Source organism: Lentzea sp. NPDC051208 (assembly GCF_040682435.1).
Lineage (GTDB): Bacteria > Actinomycetota > Actinomycetes > Mycobacteriales > Pseudonocardiaceae > Lentzea > Lentzea kristufekii.
This window is the reverse complement of sequence record NZ_JBFBAW010000006.1, coordinates 197,588-217,245: the sequence shown is the minus strand read 5'-3', so window position 1 is coordinate 217,245 and position 19,658 is coordinate 197,588. Positions and strand designations below refer to the sequence as shown.

General features: G+C 68.8%; 17 protein-coding genes. 9 read left to right on the top strand and 8 right to left on the bottom strand.

The genetic code is table 11. From position 1 onward, the window contains the following. The 4 genes from AB0M48_RS16530 to AB0M48_RS16515 all read right to left on the bottom strand — a co-directional run bounded on the left by AB0M48_RS16530 (position 1) and on the right by AB0M48_RS16515 (position 3,960). Positions 1 to 1,542, bottom strand: coding sequence for a hydantoinase/oxoprolinase family protein (locus AB0M48_RS16530; protein ID WP_363841985.1), 1,542 nt, complete (start codon positions 1,540 to 1,542; stop codon positions 1 to 3). Between the two features lie 9 nt (positions 1,543 to 1,551). Continuing rightward, entirely contained in the window at positions 1,552 to 2,871 is a 1,320-nt protein-coding gene (locus AB0M48_RS16525; protein WP_363841982.1) for a cytosine permease, read from the bottom strand. 112 nt (positions 2,872 to 2,983) lie between these two features. Continuing rightward, on the bottom strand, positions 2,984 to 3,595 hold the full coding sequence (locus AB0M48_RS16520) for a hypothetical protein (protein ID WP_363841979.1): 612 nt from the start codon (positions 3,593 to 3,595) through the stop codon (positions 2,984 to 2,986). 83 nt (positions 3,596 to 3,678) lie between these two features. Continuing rightward, positions 3,679 to 3,960, bottom strand: coding sequence for a hypothetical protein (locus AB0M48_RS16515; RefSeq protein ID WP_363841976.1), 282 nt, complete (start codon positions 3,958 to 3,960; stop codon positions 3,679 to 3,681). A gap of 255 nt (positions 3,961 to 4,215) precedes the next feature. Here AB0M48_RS16515 and AB0M48_RS16510 point away from each other — a divergent pair, with 255 nt between their 5' ends. The 5 genes from AB0M48_RS16510 (at position 4,216) to AB0M48_RS16490 (ending at position 12,871) form a co-directional block, all read left to right on the top strand. Then, complete coding sequence (locus tag AB0M48_RS16510; RefSeq protein WP_363841973.1) at positions 4,216 to 4,620, top strand: Scr1 family TA system antitoxin-like transcriptional regulator; 405 nt, start codon at positions 4,216 to 4,218, stop codon at positions 4,618 to 4,620. A gap of 65 nt (positions 4,621 to 4,685) precedes the next feature. Continuing rightward, on the top strand, positions 4,686 to 6,575 hold the full coding sequence (locus AB0M48_RS16505; protein WP_363841970.1) for a DUF2075 domain-containing protein: 1,890 nt from the start codon (positions 4,686 to 4,688) through the stop codon (positions 6,573 to 6,575). Positions 6,576 to 6,634: 59 nt separating this feature from the next. After that, the gene (locus AB0M48_RS16500) at positions 6,635 to 8,035 is read left to right on the top strand and encodes a TIGR02677 family protein (protein ID WP_363841967.1); all 1,401 of its coding nucleotides are present in this window, start codon (positions 6,635 to 6,637) and stop codon (positions 8,033 to 8,035) included. After that, a complete protein-coding gene (locus tag AB0M48_RS16495) occupies positions 8,032 to 9,105 on the top strand; it encodes a TIGR02678 family protein (protein ID WP_363841964.1) in 1,074 nt (357 codons plus the stop codon). The genes AB0M48_RS16500 and AB0M48_RS16495 overlap by 4 nt, the downstream gene beginning before the upstream one ends. Next, positions 9,098 to 12,871 (top strand): TIGR02680 family protein, encoded by a 3,774-nt coding sequence (locus AB0M48_RS16490; protein ID WP_363841961.1) that lies wholly within the window; start codon positions 9,098 to 9,100, stop codon positions 12,869 to 12,871. The genes AB0M48_RS16495 and AB0M48_RS16490 overlap by 8 nt, the downstream gene beginning before the upstream one ends. A 103-nt stretch (positions 12,872 to 12,974) precedes the next feature. Here AB0M48_RS16490 and AB0M48_RS16485 read toward each other — a convergent pair whose 3' ends face one another. Then, positions 12,975 to 13,616, bottom strand: coding sequence for a helix-turn-helix transcriptional regulator (locus AB0M48_RS16485; RefSeq protein WP_363841958.1), 642 nt, complete (start codon positions 13,614 to 13,616; stop codon positions 12,975 to 12,977). 181 nt (positions 13,617 to 13,797) lie between these two features. Between AB0M48_RS16485 and AB0M48_RS16480 the strand changes: the two genes are divergently transcribed. The 3 genes from AB0M48_RS16480 to AB0M48_RS16470 all read left to right on the top strand — a co-directional run bounded on the left by AB0M48_RS16480 (position 13,798) and on the right by AB0M48_RS16470 (position 16,393). Continuing rightward, positions 13,798 to 14,637 (top strand): hypothetical protein, encoded by an 840-nt coding sequence (locus AB0M48_RS16480; RefSeq protein WP_363841955.1) that lies wholly within the window; start codon positions 13,798 to 13,800, stop codon positions 14,635 to 14,637. Positions 14,638 to 14,719: 82 nt separating this feature from the next. Further along, entirely contained in the window at positions 14,720 to 15,268 is a 549-nt protein-coding gene (locus tag AB0M48_RS16475; RefSeq protein WP_363841952.1) for a hypothetical protein, read from the top strand. Positions 15,269 to 15,304: 36 nt separating this feature from the next. Next, entirely contained in the window at positions 15,305 to 16,393 is a 1,089-nt protein-coding gene (locus AB0M48_RS16470) for a cytochrome P450 (RefSeq protein WP_363841949.1), read from the top strand. On the opposite strand, the gene AB0M48_RS16465 is transcribed toward AB0M48_RS16470, so the two are convergent. The 3 genes from AB0M48_RS16465 to folP are packed head-to-tail and all read right to left on the bottom strand — an operon-like array spanning position 16,350 to position 18,460. Further along, on the bottom strand, positions 16,350 to 16,634 hold the full coding sequence (locus AB0M48_RS16465; protein ID WP_266037982.1) for a hypothetical protein: 285 nt from the start codon (positions 16,632 to 16,634) through the stop codon (positions 16,350 to 16,352). The two genes, AB0M48_RS16470 and AB0M48_RS16465, sit on opposite strands and share 44 nt — an antisense overlap. Before the next feature lie 48 nt (positions 16,635 to 16,682). Further along, positions 16,683 to 17,621 carry a hypothetical protein gene (locus AB0M48_RS16460; protein WP_363841945.1) on the bottom strand — a complete coding sequence of 313 codons (939 nt, stop codon included), beginning with the start codon at positions 17,619 to 17,621 and terminating at the stop codon, positions 16,683 to 16,685. 14 nt (positions 17,622 to 17,635) lie between these two features. Beyond that, the gene (gene folP, locus AB0M48_RS16455) at positions 17,636 to 18,460 is read right to left on the bottom strand and encodes a dihydropteroate synthase (RefSeq protein WP_363841942.1); all 825 of its coding nucleotides are present in this window, start codon (positions 18,458 to 18,460) and stop codon (positions 17,636 to 17,638) included. A gap of 62 nt (positions 18,461 to 18,522) precedes the next feature. Here folP and AB0M48_RS16450 point away from each other — a divergent pair, with 62 nt between their 5' ends. Continuing rightward, positions 18,523 to 19,587 carry a DUF2786 domain-containing protein gene (locus tag AB0M48_RS16450; RefSeq protein WP_363841938.1) on the top strand — a complete coding sequence of 355 codons (1,065 nt, stop codon included), beginning with the start codon at positions 18,523 to 18,525 and terminating at the stop codon, positions 19,585 to 19,587. The last annotated feature ends 71 nt before the right edge of the window (positions 19,588 to 19,658 follow it).

Sequence of the window (19,658 nt, the reverse complement as noted above, 5' to 3'; positions counted from 1 at the left end):
TTAGTGGCCGAGCAGCAGATCACCCACCGCACGCGCGCGCACGCGGCTCGCGTTTCCCGGCAGGTACGCGAGCGGGATCTCCTCGATCTCGACGATCCGCACGGTGCCGGCGTCCGCTCCCGCCGCCACCGCCCTGTCCACGGCCTCCTGACGGGCGCCGTCGAGCACCTCGTCACGCCGTGCCGGCTCCATCGTGAACACCCGGTCGACCTCGCCGCCGACCTGCGCGATCGCGGCGCCGATGGCGTTGGCGAACGCGTGGTGCTCCGGCCTGACGATGCTGCTGACGCCCTCGATCCCGTCCCGCACGAGCACGCTGCCACCGCCGACCAGCACGACGGGCAACGGCGCCGGGCTCGTGCGCATGCGGTCGACCTGCGCGGCGATCCGGTCGCCGACGTGGTCGAGCACCGACAGCACGAGCGTGCGGTCGAGGTGCCGCACCAGGCTCGCGTCACCGATGTCGGCGAGGCCCGCCGCGACCGCGACGTCCGTCGCCGTCAGCGTGTCACCGCCGAACACCAGGGCCTGCCGGGACAACCGGAACCCGACGCTGTCCGGGCCCACCACGACCTCCGGCCGCTGCCGCACGACGCTGCCACCCCCGAGGCCGACCGAGCGGACGTCGGGCATCCGGAAGTTCGTGCGCACACCGCTGATGACCACCTCGGACGAGGCCTCGCGCGGGAAACCGTTGTGCAGCATGCCGATGTCGGTCGTCGTGCCGCCGACGTCGATCACCGCGCAGTCGTCCGTCCCGGACAGGAAGGCGCCGCCGCGCATGGAGTTCGTCGGCCCCGAGGAGAACGTGGCGACCGGGTAGCAGCGCGCGTACTCCAGGTCCATCAGCGTGCCGTCGTTCTGGCTGAGGTAGAGCGGGGCGTCGATGCCCTGTGCCGTCAGGGATTCCACGAGGCCGTCGGCGATCTGCTCGGCGAGCACGCGCAGTGCGGCATTGATGATCGTCGCGTTCTCCCGCTCCAGCAGGCCGAGCCGCCCGATCTCGTGCGAGAAGCTCACCAGCAGCCCCGGCACCTCGGCCGTGAGGATCTCCGCGGCCCGGCGTTCGAACTCGCTGCTGACCAACGAGAACACCGAGGTGATCGCGACCGACCGCACGCCCTTGTCCGCGATGTCGGCGGCGACGGCGCGCAGTTCGTCCTCTTTGAGCGGCGAGATGACCCGGCCGTCGTACTCATGGCCGCCGTGGCAGAGGTACGCGTGCCCGCCGATCGCCTTGCGCAGCTGCTCCGGCCAGTCCACGAACGGCGGAAGTGCCGTGGTGGCGGGAAGTCCGAGCCGGACGGCCGCCGTCCGCGCCAGCCCCCGGCCTTCCACGACGGCGTTGACGAAGTGCGTCGTGCCGATCATGACCGCGGTGATCGCCGCCGGTTCGAACGCGTGCCGCAACCCGCCGACCGCCTCGATGATCCCGGTCGTCACGTCGGCCGTCGTCGTCGCCTTGCACACGGCCAGGACCCTGCGGCCCTCGACGAGAACGGCATCGGTGTTCGTGCCGCCGACGTCGATACCGATGTGCATGTCCACCCCTCAGGCGGCCGACGCTTCCTCGACCACCTTACGGTTGGTGGCCCGGCGCGTCCTCATGCGCAGCAGGTCCAGCCGCCCGGCGCAGACGTACAGCGCGAACGCGAACACGAGCGCGTTCACACTGGCCTGTCCGAACGCCACCAGCTCGCCGGCGAGGGCCGAGACCGGCCAGATGACCACCGTGGCGGGCACCCAGGACGGCGCCGACCGCGGCACGTACGGCCGCGTGGAGATGATCTCGTTGCGCCACCGCCGCACGACGAAGTACTCGGCGATCATGATCCCGGCGACGGGCGGGAACACCACGCCCAGCAGCACCAGGAAGTGGCTGAACTGGTGCACGATGCCCGCCGCCGCGAGAACGCTGCCCGCGCACCCGACGATGACGGTCACCTGCGCCCGGCTGATCCGGAGCGCGAACACGGCGTCGAAGAAGTTCACGAGCCCCAGCGAGGCCGAGTAGAGGTTCCAGTCGTTGATCTTCAGCACCGCCGTGACGACGATCAGCGCGCCGATCCAGCCGCCGGACGCACTGATGACGCCCATGACGTCCGTCGTGCCGAGCCCGTGCGCGAGGAGCACCCCGGCCAGGCTGATGACCCACTCGCCGAGCGTGATCCCCAGAACCGTCTGCTTGGCGACGTCCCACTCGTTGCGGTTGAAGCGCGTCATGTCCGGCGCGATCGCCGCCCCGACGATGAAACTGCCGGTGACCAGCGTGATCGCCGTCAGCATCCCGATCGAGGGCCCCGGTGCCGGACCGCTGAGCGCGGCGCCGACGTCGTCGACGTGGGTCAGCACGAGCCAGCCGAGCAACAACAGGAAAGCGGGCACCGCCACGTAAGCCGTCCACGCCATCCACCGCACGCCATAGGCGGCGATGACCGTGACGACGATCCCGAAGAGCAACGACCACACCGGCGCCGGCAACACCCCCGCGACGTTGGCCAGCGTCGCTCCAGCCAGCCCGGTCTGCACTCCGAACCACCCGGTGCACGACAGGGCGATGACCAGCCCGAGCACCGCCGACCCGGCGTGCCCGAACCCGGTCCACCGGCTCAGGATCGCCGTCGAGAGCCCCTCCCGCTGCCCGATCACCCCGACCGTGATCGCCACGGCGTTGAGCAGCACGGCCCCGATCGTGAGCGCGAGGAACGCGTCCCAGAACGTCATGCCGAAGCCGAGCGTCGCGCCCAGCAGCAACTGGCTCAGCGCGGTCGTCTGCCCGAAGCGCTGGGTCGCGACTGACAACCACGGGTGCCGCGCCTGGTCAGGGACACGGCTGAGGGCCTGATCATCACGCCCGAGAAGAACGGCCACGATGATCCCTCCCCTGTGATCGACAACCCGGACAGTAATAGCCCTCCCACGATCGAGCTACAGACAATGTGCACAGTCGGATGAATCACCACGTTGCGATTCGCACAGGCACCTAATTCATCGCGAGAGCGATTCGCCTTCGCGCGACCAACCGGGTCTGGTGCACGTCCGTGCTCATCCCGAGCCAAGGCCGCCGCTCGAACCGGTCGTAGCTGCGGCTGAGCAGCCAGTGAGCCGCAACGGGAGTGATCAGCTCGAGCCGCATCTCACCTCTGAGGTGCGCCAGCGCCTCCTCCACCTGCCGCGTCAGAAACGCGTGCCGCGTGAGGCTGCCACTGATTTCATCGATCATGAAAACCATCGCGTGAGGCGCATCGCCGTACGAATAGCTGCACAACAGTGCCAGATATCCGGCGTCGATCGATCGGTCACCGATCCAGCACTCCCCGAATGAAAGCGTTCCCAGATCCCACTTCGGTTCGGCTTGACGCCGCGCGGCCTCCTGAGCCCACACCCCGGGCCGCCCGGGCAGCAGATGCGCCAGCGCCGTCAGCAACGCCGCACTGCGCCGGCTCGGCACCTCCCCCAGGTGCCGGACGACGACCTCCCACAACTCCTCGTTGTCCGCGAACGGCCCTACGAAGGAACTGACCTGGAGCTCGACCTCCAGCGGATCGGTGAGCTGCGGCAACGGCCGCCCGGCATCCACCACCGCCTGCTGCATGGGGGTCAGCCTCGTCCGCATGGCGGGAGATTAGGCCGATCGGCCCAACGCATCCCGTTCGTGGCTCAACGCCACCACGCGGATCACCCCATCGTGATCACCGAACGCAGCCCGTCCACGAGCACATCGCCCGGTATCTCGAACTGAACCCCGCCCTGCGCGGTCACCAGCACCGTGACCGGCTGCTCCAGCGCGTCCACCACCACTGCCAGCTCGACTCCGCTGAAACGGTGCCAGTGCGGCGGCCAGTCACGCGGCCGCGCCCGTTCAGAGGCGAAGACGTCCACGACGTCCTTGCGCAGGACGAGATGCTTTCTCGGTTCGCGAGCGGGATCAGCGGGCAGCACGAGTTCGGCGGCCAGCACCGCGTCGACCAGTTCCGCTTGTCCGCGTATCCGCGGTGCACGAGGTACATCAACGACTCGAGGTCGCTATCGAAGGTGATTTCACGCGCCTGATATCGGGGATTGGGCACGTATTGATCGGTGATCTCTCCGCGTGCGTCCACGAGGTAGCGCCCGATCACCGCCTCGGTGGAGGCGCCCTCGTGGCCCAGATCGGTCACGTGCAACCAGCTGTTCGCTCGTGGGCGTGATGCTCGGGTAGGTGGGCCGGTCGAAGTGGACGCGCTTGTGTCGTCGCAGGAGTGCCTCGCCATCCCGTTCCCCTCGACAGTCAGCGCTGATCGCGTCCGCATCGAACGCATCGTCAAGCTCCGCGAGGAGCGGCAGGCACGCCTGACAGACGAGACCAGCCCGCTGCGTTTTGTCGCTGTGATCGAGGAATCCGCGCTCGATCGCATGGTGGGCGGCCCGGAAGTGATGCGCGGCCAGTTGCGGCACCTGCTCGTATCGAGCAAGCGAGACGACATCGCACTCCATCTGTCGCCCAGATCAGTGGCGATACGTGACGGGCTGGACGGCGAGTTCGCGTTGCTAAGTCGGCAGCGGCTGGCCTGCCGCCTGAATGATCGATTCGAAGGTAATCTCTCCTCTGCGGCCCGACGGGCACCGAGCGTGACCTGACCAAGGCACCTCGTCGTTGCCCCCACCCGCACGTGTATTCCGCGTGCCCAGGTGGGGGAACAAGAGTGGCTCTCGTCCGCAAGAGTGCCCAGTCGCTGCTCGAAGACGCGCTGGCAGATCGGCTGCACAAGCTGCTGGAGGATCAGGCGCGCATCCAGTTCGAGTCAGGCGTGAGCCGCGGCGAGGTGCGGTCCTGGCAGAACAGTCTGCCGACGTTCCTCGGTGATCTCGTCGACGCCGGTCTCGGCCACGTCGAGGTGCTGCTGGAACACAAGCTTCCGCACAGCCCGAAGCGCGTGGACGTGGTGCTGTGCGGTCAGAACCCCCGGCACGGCAGGCCCTCGTACGTGATCGTCGAGCTCAAGCAGTGGTCGAAGGCCGAGCCGTACGGCGACGACCTGGTCAAGGTCGAGTTCTACCCGCAGCCCGTCCTGCATCCGCTCGAACAGGTCCGGCGGTACCGCGAGTACCTCGTGGACTCGACGCCCGCCCTCGCCGCGCAGCCGGATTCCGTGCACGGGGTGGCTTACCTGCACAACGCCCGCAAGGCCGGCGTCTGGAACATCACGCGCTATGGCGTCGACGAGTTCGGTGAGCTCTACACGCTCGACAACAAGGGCGAGCTGATCAACCGGCTCCGCGCGTTGCTCGACACCGACACCGCGACGCGCGACGGTGCCCGTGACGCCGCCGACGAGTTCCTCGGCATGCGGCACGCACCGTCCAAGCCGCTGCTCACCCTGGCGGCCAAGGAGATACAGGAACGCGAACAGTTCGTCCTGCTGGACGAACAGCAGGTCGCGTACACCCTGGTCCGCAGAGCGGTGGAGAAGGCAAGGGCGTCGCGCAAGCAGACAGTGGTGATCGTGCTGGGCGGCCCCGGCTCCGGGAAGAGCGTCATCGCGCTGAGCCTGCTCGGCGAGTTGGCCCGGCAGGGCAGGACGGCCTTCCACGCCACGGGTTCTTCGTCGTTCACGAGCACGATGCGCAAGCACGCGGGCAGCCGCAACAAGCGGGTCCAGACGATGTTCAAGTACTTCAACGACTTCATCGCCGCGGATCCGCTCGGTCTGGACGTGCTGATCTGCGACGAGGCGCACCGCATTCGCGAGACCAGCCTCAACCGCTACACGAAGCGGGAGGTCAGGGAGAAGGCACGCAGGCAGATCGAGGAGCTGATCGACGCGGCCAAGGTGCCGGTGTTCCTGCTCGACGAGAACCAGACGGTGCGGCCCGGCGAGATGGGCTCGCGGGTGGAGATCGAGGCCGCGGCCGAGGCCGCAGGCTGCGACGTGCAGGTGGTGGAGCTGGGTGGCCAGTTCCGCTGCGGCGGATCCGAGTTCTTCGACGCGTGGGTCGCCAAGCTGCTGGGGATCAAGGGCACGCCGACGCCGTGGTCCACTTTGGTCACCCGCACCGACGACGAGTTCGTGGTGCGCAGCGCGGAGTCGCCACGTGAGATGGAGTCGTGGCTGCTCGACAGGCAGGACAAGGAGGGTGGCACCGCGCGCATCGCGGCCGGCTACTGCTGGAAGTGGAGCGATCCCGTCACCGAGGGCGGAACGAAGGTGCTGGTGCCGGACGTGAGGATCGGCGACTGGCACCGGCCGTGGAACGCCAAGCCCGAACAGCGGGTCCCCGACGCACCGGCGTCGCACTTCTGGGCCAGCGACGAGCGCGGGTTCGGCCAGGTCGGCTGCATCTACACCGCGCAGGGCTTCGAGTACGACTGGGCCGGCGTGATCTTCGGGAACGACTTCGTCTGGCGTGACGACCACTGGGAGGCGCGGCGCGAGCACTCGTACGACCCCGCGGTGAAGAAGGCCGGCGAACTCCACTTCGCCAGGCTGATCCGCAACACCTACAAGGTGCTGCTCACCAGGGGCATGCGCGGTGTCTGCGTCTATTCCGAGGACCACGAGACTCAGGACCACCTGCGGTCGATGACGACGTAGGGCTCAGCCGTGCGCCCTGTCACCCGAAAGCCCTACTGCGACAAGCTACGGTGGCACAGGTGACGACGTTTCCACCGGTGCCCGCGGACCTGTTCCGCTTCACCACGACCGACCAGGCGGAGCTGCACACTGCAGTGATGCGCGTGTTCGGGGTGGCGAACGAGTGCCTGCAGACCGTCCTCACCGCCGATGACGTGCAGCAACGGCTGAGAAGCGTCGGCTGGTCCGAGCAGGTGACGGACGACGAGCTCACCGCGTCCCTCACTGCTCTCCGTCAGTGGGGCCTGCTCGACGCGTCGCAGCACCGGTACGGCCTCACCCGGTTCGGCGAGGCCGCGTACGCCGGCATCCGGCAGGCCGTCCACACCCTCACGACCGAGGGCGCGCTGCAGACCGCCGTGCTCGACGCCATCGCGGCCCACCTCGACGAACTCCAGAAGCCGCTGGAAGATCGCCAAGCGTTCACCACGCTCACCCAGCTCGAAGGCCACCTGGAAGCGTTCAAGACCGGCACGACGCGGTTCAACGCGGACCTGCAGAGGCTGCTGCGGGACGACCAGGCCGACCTGGCCACGTTCCAGGACGTCAAGCGCACGACGGTCACCTACCTGCGCGACTTCATCGCGGAGCTGGACGCGCGCAAGCTGAAGATCCGAGAGGCCGTCCAAGCCATCGACTCCACCGAGCTGCTCGAACGCGCCCGCAACGGGGCCGGGCTCGTCCCCGATCACTGGCTGCAGCAGCGCAAAGAGCACTGGAACGAACTGAAAGCGTGGTTCTGCGACAACCCGCCGCGCGTCGAGGAGCTGCAGGACGTGTCGCGCAAGGCGATCGTGCAGTTGCTGCGGGTGCTCGACCGGATCAGCGAGCAGCGCAAGAAGCCCACGAACACCGCGGCCGACTTCAGGGCGCTCGCCCGGTGGTTCGCGCGGACCGAGACCGAGGACGAGGCGCACGAGCTGTTCAACGCCGCGTTCGGGTTGTGGCCGGCCAGGCACGCGCACCTCGCGCACGCCGACGGTGAGCTGCTGCCGAGCGGCGAGGCGTGGCACAACACGCCGCCGGTGCCCGTGTCGCCGCAGCTGCGCGCGACCGGGAAGCAGGAGCACATCGGTGCCACCGGCAAGGTCCGCAACGTCGACGAGGTGCGCCGCAACCGCCGCGAGCAGGCGGAGAGGGAACGTGCCGAGCTCGAGTACGCGTGGTCGCAGATCCAGACCGACGGCGCGATCCGGATCTCCACGCTCACGAACCTCGACCACGACACGTTCCACCGGCTGATCGACCTGGTCGGCAGGGCGCTGGGCAGCGACCCGGACAGCACCGGCACGCGCACGGCCGGTACCAGTGACGGGCGGATGCAGATCAACCTGCGCAACGCGCGCGGCTGGGCGACCATGACCACCCAGAAGGGCACGCTGAGCGGGCCCGACTACGTGATCGACGTGCAGAGCCGATGAGCCGCACGGGGAACCAGCTCGCACGGCTGGAGAGCGAAGAGGTGGCGCGTGGCGTTCGTCTGCTGCTCGCGCGTCCGTTGCTGACCGCGACGCAGGACCACGACGGTTTCGACCTCATCAGGCGGCGCCGCGAACCGATCACGAAGTGGTTCGACTATTACTGCGGCTGGCGTGTGATCGTCGAGCCGCGTGCCGGCTACGCGCGCCTCTTCAAGGTGACGCAACGGCCCGACCGCACGCGTCCGGCGTTCGACCGGCGGCGCTACACGCTGCTGTGCCTCGTGTGCGCGGAACTGCTGGCGGCGCCGGTGAGCACGCTCGACGAGCTGACGACCCGCACGAAACAGGCCGCTGCCGAAGACGGCATCCAGTTCGACCCGGGCAGGCGCAGCGACCGCAACGCGTTCAACGACGTCCTGACGTTCCTCGAGGAGCAGGGCGGTGTCGAGACCGGTGAGCACGTCCGCGCGGACCCGACGCTCATCACCCGCCTGCTGGCCGCACCGGTGCCGCCCTCCACAGTGGACACGATCGCGGGGCTGACCCGCGAGACCCGCTACGACACCGCTCACCGCAGCCTGTGGCAACGCCACTCCGTGATGCGCAGGCTCATCGATGATCCGGTGCTGTACAGGGAAGATCTCACCGCGAATCAGCTCGCGTTCCTGACATCCCCTGCCGGGCGCAAGGTCGTCCAGACGGGCGTCCGGCTCGCCGGCTGCACGCTGGAGGAACGCGCCGAGGGCTATCTCGTGGTCGACGCCGACGCGATCGCCACGGACACGAGGTTCCCGGACGACGACAACCACGCGAAGGTCGCCGCGTTGTTGTTGCTCGACCGGTTGGCAGAGGGTCCGGCCACCACGGAGGACCTGGTCGAAGAAGTACGCGAGCTGCTCAGGAAGTTCCGCACCTGGGCGAAGGCCTACCAGTCGGACGGTGGCGCGGGCAGGCTCGCGGCGGACGCGCTCGAACTGCTGGAGGCGTTCGGGCTCGCACGCACGGAGAACGGCACCGTTCACAGGCTGCCCGCCGCAGCCAGGTACGCGGTCGAGGAGCTCAATGACTGACCGGTGGCAACCGAGCCGCGCCGGCATCATCAACGTCTGGCGCTACTACGACGAGATCTTCTCGTTCTACCAGGGCAGACTGCTGCTCAGGGGTCCCAACGGCACGGGCAAGTCGAAGGCGCTCGAGCTGCTGCTGCCGTACCTGTTCGACGCGAACCTGCGTCCGCACCGGCTGTCGACGTTCGGCAGTGCGGACCGCACGATGCACTGGAACCTCATGGGCGAGGGCAACCAGGGCAGCACGCGCGTCGGGTACGTGTGGCTGGAGTTCCAACTCGGCGAGCAGTGGTTCACGTGCGGTGCGCGGCTCCAGGCCACGACGAACACGACGAACGTCATCGCCACGTACTTCACCACGTCGCTCAGGATCGGCGATCTGGCGCTGGTGAACGAGGCCGGGCGCCCGTTGACCAAGACCGATCTCATCGCCGCGATCGGTGAGCACGGCGTCGTGCACGCCTCACCGGCCGATTACCGCCACACGGTGCGGACGACGTTGTTCCCCGGCGTGAGCGAGCAACGGTACGACTCGCTGATCACCGCGTTGTTGCAGCTGCGCACGCCGAAGCTGTCCGAGCGGCTCGACCCGAGCGTGCTGTCCTTGTTGCTGTCCAAGGCGCTTCCGCCGCTGGACCAGTCCGATCTGACCGAGATCGCCGAGGGGTTCGAACGGCTCGACCGCCAGCGCGAGGAACTGCGGCGGCTCGACGAGGAGATCTTCACCGCCGAACGGCTCGCGGACGTGCAGCGCGTCTACGCCCAGCGCGTTCTCGGAGCGGCCGCACGGGCGCTGGAGTCGTCGACCGAGCAGCTCGAGGACCTGACGCGGGCCGCGCGGATGAGCGAACGCCGCTACCAGCGGCAGATCACGCTGACCGACGAGGCGTTCGACCAGCTCGCGGCGCTGGGACGCGAGGCGAGCGCGGTCGGCGCGGAGATCTCCGGCATCTCCGACCTGCCCGCGTACCAGGAGGGCAAGCAGCTCGACCTGTTGCGGCAGCAGCTTTCCGCCGCGAGCCTGCGCGCTTCGGAGGCCGCCGCGCACGCGGTGAAACTCCGCGCGCGGGCCGTTGCCGACGAGGAACGGGCGGAGCAGGCCAAGTCCGATGCGGCCGCACGCGCCGATGAGCTGCGACGGTCCGCTGTGATCGCACGGGAAGCCGCCGAGCAGGCGGGTATGCCGTCGGTGTTCGAGGAGATCGAGTCGCACGCCGACGCGCGGTCGGGCCGTCAGCTGCTCACCGCCGCCATCGAGTCCCGGTCCACCGAGATCAACGCGATCTCTCGTGCCGTCGCCGCGCACGAGAGAGCCGTCGACGCACGGAATGCCGCACGCCAACGGCTTGAGGAGACGCGTGACGAGCTCGACCTCGCCACGGAAGCGGAAGCCGCGGCGCAGCGGACGTTCGAGCAAGCGTTTGCGAAGTTCCGTGCGGACTTCGACACGTGGGCGCACGGGTGTGCTGAGCTGAACGTGTCCGAGCACGGCGAGGTCGTCGAGGCTGCCGCACGCGCTCGCGAGGAGTTCAGCCGCATCGAAGCGCGTCTGGAGGAGACGCGCACGGCGTTGAACGGCCAGCTCTCGCAGTACAACGCCATCCGCGAGAAGCTCGCCAATCAGGTCGATGTACCACCACCTGCGCCGTACACGCGTGGCGACGACTACCGCCATCACGCCGTGGGTGCCCCTCTGTGGCGTCTGGTCGACTTCCGCCCCGGCACGCCACTGCCCGTGCGTGGCGCGGTCGAGGCGGCGCTGGAGGCGTCCGGCCTGCTCGACGCGTGGCTCACGCCGGACAACTCGTTCGGCCTGCTCCACCAGGACCGTTTCGCGGAACCGTCCTTGGCACCTCCCGCTCCGGGCTACACGCTGCTGGAGGTGCTCGTCACCGAGGACGAGCGCTGCCGCCGGTTCCTGGAAAGCGTCGCGTTCGGCGACACGGCCACCGGTCACGCCGTCGCGATCGGCGCGGACGGGACGTGGCGCCTGGCCAACGCGCACGGCCGCTGGACCAAGGACTTCCCCACCTACATCGGCGCGGACGCCCGCAAACGGGCCCGCGCGGGCCGGATCGCCGAACTGACCGGACTGATCGAGCAGCTCGCCACCGATCTGTCCGGTGTGGACGCCGCGCTGAACCAGATCGCCGTGCGCCGCGCCACGCTGGCCGGCGAACTGGCCAGGCAGCCCTCGACCGACCCGATCGAGATCGCCGAAGAGCAGCGGACGAAGGCGCAGTTGCGTTGTGCGGCGCGGAAAGACGCCGTCGCGGCCGCAGCTCAGCGGGTGGCCGAGGCCGAGGCCGTCGTCGCCCAGCACGCCACGACCACCGACATCCCGGACGCGGACGCGCTGGCGGCGTTCGCCACCGCGGCCCACCGCTGGCTGGACGACCGCCACGACGCGTTCACCACCGAGGCGCTGTCGGTCGAGGCCGGCAACCGCGCCTCGACGAGCAGCGCGCTGGCCGACGAGGCCGAGGAGACGACGGCCGCCCGGCAGCAGGAGGCCGCCGACCTCACCATCACGCTGGAGACCGTGGAACGTGCCGCGGGCTCCGAGTTCCAGGCTCTGGACCAGCAGCTCATCTCGTTGCGTGCCAAGGCTCTCGCGCTCGCCGAGGAACGCGAACTGCTGCAGGACAAGCAGACGGGCCTGGCGCGCACACTCGGTACGTTGGAGGAGAAGCGCAAGGTCGACACCGCACGCGCCGCGGAAGCAGCAGTCGTGCACGAGGCGGCCGAAGCGCGCTATCGCCACCTGACCAGCGGCCACCTGCCCGCCGACGCCGGTGAGGTGCCCGACGAACCGGTGGACCCGCGCCTGATCCGCGACTCCGAGTCCCGTCTCGGCGCCGCCGTTCACCAGGCACAGCACCAGCTGGCCGGCCGCATCGACCTGTCGCTCGACCCCGACGACGACGTCACCGTGCTCACCGCGACGCTGGACGGCGCGCGCATGGGCGCGCACGCCCTGCTTCAAGCGCTGCAAGCCGAACGCGACCGCGTGCGCACCCACATCACGGACGGCGAACGCGACCTCTTCGACCAGACCCTCACCGGCGACACCCGAAGGCACATCGCCCAGCGCATCCAGGGCGCGTCCGAGCTCGTCGTCACCATGAACCAGCACTTGGAGCGCGTCCAAACCGCGTCCGGCATCCGCGTGCAACTCGACTGGCAGGTCGACCCCCAGCTGCCGCCCGGCACCCGAGAGGCCCGCGACCTCCTGCTGCGTTCAGACCTGAACGACGACGAACGCGCGTTGCTGCACCAGTTCTTCCGCGAGCGCGTGGATGAAGCACGCGCGCACGACTCCGCCACGGGCTGGGAACAACAACTCGCCCAGGTGCTCGACTACACGACGTGGCACCAATTCGTCGTGAAGGTGGATCGTGGCGAAGGCTGGGTCCCGGTGACCAAACGCGTGCACGGCGCGTTGTCCGGCGGCGAGAAGGCCATCGTCCTGCACCTCCCGCTGTTCGCCGCGGCGGCCGCGCACTACCACGCCACCCCGACCGCACCACGCCTGATCCTGCTGGACGAGGTCTTCGTCGGCGTCGACGCCACCAACCGCGGCCAGCTGCTGGAACTGCTGGTCAACTTCGACCTCGACCTGGTGCTCACGTCGGACCACGAGTGGTGCGACTACCGGGAGCTGACCGGCATCGCCATCCACCAGCTCACGACCGGCACCGACGGGGACGACGCCGTGACGACCGTGCGCTTCACGTGGGACGGACACAGCCTCACGGCCGACGACTAACTCCCGAACAACGCCAGCAGTTCGCGCTGCCTGGCGATGAGGGGCAACGACGGGTTGCGCCGCGGATAGATCTCCGCGGCGTCCCAGAGCTCCCACCCGAGCGTCAACCCCTCCCGCCGAGATCATCCGCAAGGACCAGGGCGAGTTCGCCGCGGGTCGCGATCCCGAGCTTCGCGTACGTGTTGGACAGGTGGTTGTCGACGGTCCGCACGGAGATCACCAACGACTCGGCGATCTCCTTGTTCGTGAGTCCCCGTGCGGCCAGCACGGCGACCTCGCGCTCCCGCTTGGTGAGCGGCACCAACGCCACCCGTGCCAGCGCGGGCGTTCGTGCGCCCTCGCACAGGCCGATCAACCGCCCGGCCAGCGCACGGTTGCCCGACGCGGCTGCGGCTTCCGCCGCGAACAGCAGGTATCCGGCCTCCTCGAACCGCGCGGCCACCTCTTCCAACGCTGCGGAGTCGTTGCGCACCAACGCCTCCGCATGTGCGGCGTACACCGGCACCAGCAGCCCCGTCGTCGTGGCGGCGAGCTCCCGCAGCCGGTCCAGGGCATCGGAGGCGTGTCCGAGCCTCACCGCGTCGTGCAGGAACACCGCCTCGGCGGCGAACTCGGTGTGCGTCCTGGCGTCCTCGGCCGCCTCGAACGGCGACGTCCCGCCCGCCCAGATCCGCGCCTCCCACAGCCCGATGCCGTACGGACGCATTCCCGGCGGCGCCAACGCTTCCGCCTCGGCGAGCCGCACGCGCGTCGTTGCCCAGCAACGCCTCCACGTGGGCGAGTTCGCAGAGCCGCACGAACGGCTGCGTGGGCCGTGCCTCTCGCAGCAAGCGTCGTGCTTCGAGCAGCCGGCCACCGGCCCGTGCCAAGCCGGCGCACGACACGGCCCAACTCGACCGCATGGAGTCCCACTCGGCCTTCTCCCGATGCGCTTGCACGGCAAGACGCTCCGCACGGGCCAGTTCACCGTGCAGGGAGTACACGAACACCTCGGAGAACGCGTTCATCTCAGCGCCCAGCCCCACCTCGGGGTTGGGCGGGATGATCGGGAACGGGCCCGTGTACCTGCCCTGCACCACATCGATCATCGCGAGGATCGCCGCCTCACCAGGGTCCGAGGGCGAGAGCAGCGCACGAGCCTCGCCGTACTTGCCGTCGAAGTACAGGAACACGGCACGTCCGACCGGCAGCATGATCATCTCTGCGGCTTCCTCGGAGCGCCCGAGAGCCCATCCGAGATTCATGGCGCGCATGGTGCGGACCTCGATCGGGTCGTCGTCGGTCGCAACCGACGCGAAGACCTCCTCGGCTTCCTCCGCACGATCCGTGAACACCAGGATGAAGGCCAACTGCCGTGCGGCTTCGACACCACCACCGACGGACCATGCGGCCCGTGCGAGCCGTTCTGCCAGAACAACGCCACCTGTCGCACTGGCGAGCTTCGCGGCCCGCAGCAGCAATTCGGGATCGTCCGCCGTACCGCTGTCCAGACGCAACACCGCTACTCGCAGCGGATCGTCGAGTACCGAAGCCAGATACCGCTGATGGTTCCGCTTGCGCAGGGGAGGGCACTGCGCGCGCAAGACTTCGCCATACAACGGATGCGCGAGCCTCAGCCCGTCATCGGTCACGGTGACGAGCCCGTCCAACGCCTCCGATACGGCCAGGTCCAGCGGCTCGCCGAACGCGAGCAGTTCCAGCACCCGGCGTTCCTCGGCAGGCACGGCGGCGAGGTGGGCCTCGATCAGCTCCACCAGCCGTGGTGACAACGGCAGCGGTCCGTCCAACGACCACACACCGCCGTGCGACACCCACTGCGCGGCGAAGTGCATCTCCCGCAGCAGCAACATGTTTCCGGCGGACGCCGTCCACAGCCGATCGGCCGTCACGCTGTCCAGCACGCCGCCGAGCACGGTCTCCAGCACCTCGACCACCGCTGCACGTCCGAGCGGCTCGAGCTCGATGCGCGGCAGCAGCTCGTCCTTCCAGAGCGCCACCACGGGTTCCGGCGCGCGTTCGCCCGAACGCAGCGTCGCCACCACGACGGCTTCCCTGTGTTGTACGAGCTGGTGCAGCAGGCCTGCCGACGCGTCGTCGAGCAGGTGCACGTCATCGACCACCACGACGCGACCGCGCAACGCCGTCCGTGCGGCGGTCAGCATGGCCAACGGCGAGGGGTCCACCGACGGCAAGAAGGGCGCCATCACGCCGAGGGGAATCTCCGACATCGCCGCCGTGGCACGCAGCCGGACGTCGCACTCGACTTCGTCCAACAGCCGTGTCTTGCCCACGCCGGCGGGACCAGCCACGATCAGCCCCGCATCTCGCACCGCACGCCGGACCGCGATGAGTTCGGCGTCCCTCCCCACGAACGGCCACCCCATGCCGTCAGGCTAGGTGATCCCCACCGACAAGATGGGCGATCGCCTACTCATGCTCTTGACCAGCGCGAACACCACGATGAACGGCATGAGCTTCTTCACCGATCCGACCCCGTACTTCGACGAGTGGCGCGAGCGGGGCCCCGCGCTGATCGAGACCCCGGACGGCCAGAGGTCGTGGATGGTCAGCCGCTACGAAGACGTCGTGCAGGCACTCAGCCATCCCGGCCTCAGCAGTGCCGTCATCCCCGGCGGCATGCTGAACCACACGGACCCGCCGGAGCACACGCGGTTGCGCAAGCCCATCGCACGTGCGTTCTCCACACGACGGATGGAGGCCCTCCGGCCGCGCATCGAGGAGATCGCCAACGAGCTGCTCGACGCGTGGCAGGGCGCGGAGGAGGTGGACGTCATCGAGACGTTCGCCCATCCCCTGCCGATCACCGTCATCTGTGAACTCCTAGGTGTGCCCGAAGAGGACAGAGACGAGGTCCGGAAGCTCACCGCGGAGCTGCTCGCACCGGCGACCATGGCCGAGGCGTACGGCAGGTTCACCGCGTACGCCGAACGTCTGGCGGCCACCAAGGAGCCCGGTGACGACGTCATAACCGAGCTCCGCGACGAGCCGAACCTCGTGAGCACCCTTGTGCTGCTCATCACAGCAGGCCACGAGACGACCGTGCAGCTCATCGGCAGCGGTCTGCTCGCCCTGCTGCGCGATCCCGGCCTGATGCGGTCGCTGGCCGACAGTCCGATCCTGATTCCGGAGGCCGTCGAGGAGCTCCTGCGCCACGACGGTCCGTTCGCGTTGGGGGTGAGTCGCGTCGCCACTTCCGACGTGGTGATCGGAGGGGTCACGATTCCGAGATCTTCGCAGGTCACCGTCTCACTAGGGGCGGCGAACCGGGATCCGTCCCGGTATTCCGACCCGGACGTGCTGCAGCTGGGCCGAGACCCACACGTCGCGTTCGGTCACGGGATCCACTACTGCGTGGGGGCGCGCCTGGCTCGTATCGAGGGTGAGATCGCGTTCGGAACGCTCCTTCGGCGTTTCCCTGAACTCGCGCTCGCCGCTGAGCCCGAGTGGAGGGAGTCATTCATCCGAGGCTTGGGATCATTTCGCGTGCGACCGAAGCCTTGACGGCCGCACGGGCGGCCGACAGGTCGTCGACCGCGTAAATCTCGGGACAGGACGCGATGACGAGGTCCTTGTCCGACGCGACGGTCAGCAAAGAAACTTTCTCCGTCAACGACTTGGCTTGCCGGACAACTCCCTTGGCATCGACGCGGATCAACGTGACCCACGTCTCTGACCAGGGAAAGTCCGCTACGGCGCTGGATTTCCGCAGGCCTTCCACATCGAACTCGGCAAATCTGGGCATGACACCAAGATAACGAGTCGAGGTTGCGGAAAGTCAAAGATCACCCTTTCACCGCAATGCAGCCAGCAGATGGGACAGGTTGACACCAACGGCGTCCGCCAACCGGCGCACGACTTCTGGAGCGGGTGCCAACGGGTGTGTCTCGCGGGTGAACGGCAGACCTTCACCGCCTGAAAACTTCGATTGCGGCGTAACGGGCGCGAGCATCGGGTAGACGCGCCAGCGCGGCACCTTCGAGTCCGCCATGGCGAGCGTGTTCTCGTGCCACAGCATCACGGCCGATGACCGGATGTTGCGCGCGAGGACGCAGCCGTGGCCCGTGAGCGTGATCGCGCGCGCAGCGGCCCGCACCGCGTTGCGGAACTCGCCCTCCACCACCCACACGCCGTTCATGAACTCCGCGGTGAAGCCTTCGGTCTCCAGCGCGGCGATCGTTTCGGCGTGCTGGTCGTCCGCCGCGGCCGTGGCGAGCTCGATGACCTCCTGCACCTCCGACGCCGTCACCACGCGTGCACCGGCCTCTGTGGAGGCGTACAGGAGCCTTTCCACGTGACGGTCCTCCGCGTAGGCGGCCCACTCCTGGGCCTTGTCCCACGCCGACCGTGCGATGACGTCGGCCTCGGAGCCGCCACGCAGGCGTGCGTCCTGCAGCAGCTGTGCGAGCACAACGGCGATGACAGAGCTCAGCAGTGCGTCGTCACGTGACTCGTCCTCCGCGGGCACGAGAGAGACGACCAGGTCGCGCAGATCGGCACGCCAGCTCTCGTCGCCCGCCCACACGCCGATGGCGAGCAGGTTCAAGTAGTGGTCCGCGAGGGCCATCCGCACGAGCAACGGCTGAGTGCCCGCTTCTCGTGCGTCGCGGCGTGCGGTGACCTTCATCTGCTGTCGTTCCGCGGGATCCACCACGCTCACGCGGATCTTGTCGAGTTCGTCGAGGAAGTCGTCCCACCGGTCATCCGAAAACCGGGCGAAGACGTCGTCCACCTGATACCTCCAGCTCAGAGTCGAGCGACGGACTCGAGTACTCGTCTGGTGCGCGCCACTTCGTGCGCGCGAAAGACCGCGGCGCCCGCCAACGCCGCGATCACGGTCGCGACGAGGGTGCCCTCGACGCGCTCGTGCAGTTCCACGCCGAGGGTCTCCCCGACGAAGTCCTTGTTGGACAGAGCCATCAGCACCGGCCACCCGGTCGCCACCAGCTCGTCCGTGTGCCGCACCAGCGCGAGGCTGTGCCATGTGTTCTTGCCGAAGTCGTGTGTGGGGTCGATCAGCACGCTCTTGCGAGGCACACCGAGTGCGACCACCCTCTCCGCACGCGCCGTCGTCTCCGCGATGACGTCCGCGACGAGGTTCGGGTAACTCACCCTATGCGGACGCGTGCGGGGCACCGCACCGCCCGTGTGCGAGCAGACGTAGCCGGCGCCGTACTCCGCGGCGACCTCGGCCAGCTGCGGGTCCGCGCCCGCCCACGTGTCGTTGAGCAGGTCGGCTCCGGCCTCGCAGACGAGCCGGCCGACGTCCGCGCGCCAGGTGTCGCTGCTGATGATCAGATCCGGGTAGGCGGCACGCACGCGGGCGATGAACGGCACGACGCGGCGCACTTCCTCGCCGGAGTCGACCAGATCGCCGGGACCGGCCTTCACGCCGCCGATGTCCACGATGTCCGCGCCCTCGTCCACGACGCGGTGCACGGCCTCCATGGCCACGTCCTCGGCGTAGGTGGCGCCCTTGTCGTAGAACGAGTCCGGAGTGCGGTTGATGATCGCCATCACCAGCGCGTGGTCGCGGACGACGGTCCGGCCGCGGAACTGGAGCTCGATCACATCCCGTGTCTACCAGGTGGTCCCCGACCTGTGCACATGGCGGACGTCTCATACTGCGTGGCGTGGAACTGGTGAAAGCGGTCGATGCGCTCTGGCAGCGCGGCTGGCTGCCGTACGACGTGCGCGAGATGGTGTCGCGTTCACTCGATGAGTCGGCCACCTCTCTCGTGGTGGACGTGATCGCTTTGTCCTGTTCGCCGCATCCTCCGGCGACGGTGCATCCGCGGTGGCAACGTCAGCTGGACGAGATCGGCGCCTCGGTGTGGTGGGAGGGGCCGCTGCTGGAGGCGTGGGCGACGCGTCACATCGAGACGCTGTCGTACGCGAACCGCACGGCCGCGGAGCTGCTGAAGTTCCTCGGGCGGCTGCCCTCGTTGCCGCAGATCCTGCCGTTGCCGGGCGACGTGCTGATGTCGGCCGTGCGCGCGGGGCTGGACCCGAAGGTGCTCAACCGGGTCCGCGGACTGCTGGCGAAGGCCGAGTCGACGGCGTTCCCCGAGGAGGCGGAGGCGCTGTCGGCCAAGGCGCAGGAGCTGATGAACCGGCACGCGCTGGAGCGGGCGATGCTCGACGCGGACCTGCCTGCGGAGGCGACGTCGCGGCGGATGTGGCTGGACAAGAGCTACTTCAAGGAGAAGGCACAGCTCGTGCACGTGGTGTCGGAGGCCTTCCGCTCGCGTGCGGTGGCCTACGACGGGTTCGGGTTCATTGCTCTCGTCGGTGACGAGGTCGACCTGGAGAGCGTGGAGCTGCTGTCGACGTCTCTGCTCGTGCAGGCAACGCGGGCGATGGTCGCCGTCGGCGGACGCGCCGGCAAGGGCAGTGAGGCGCGCTCGCGGCCGTTCCGGAAGTCGTTCCTGGTGGCGTACGCGTCGCGGATCGGGGAGCGGCTGGAGGCGATGGCGGCCGCGCCCGCCGCTCCGGACGACCCGATCGCCTCGGACGAGCGGTTGCTGCCGGTGCTCGCGGACCGCAAGCAGGCCGTGGACACGCTGTACGAGCAGATGTTCACGCGGACGCGCACCTCGCGCGTGACGGTGCGGTCGGCCGCCGGGTGGGGCGCGGGGCGTGCCGCCGCGGACCGCGCCGACATCGGGACCGGCCGGAACGCCGTCACCTCCGGGTAGCCCTCCACCCCTTCGAGTGAACTCCCCGCATCACAACGGCCTCCAGGGCTCCACCCCGGAAAAACCGTCAG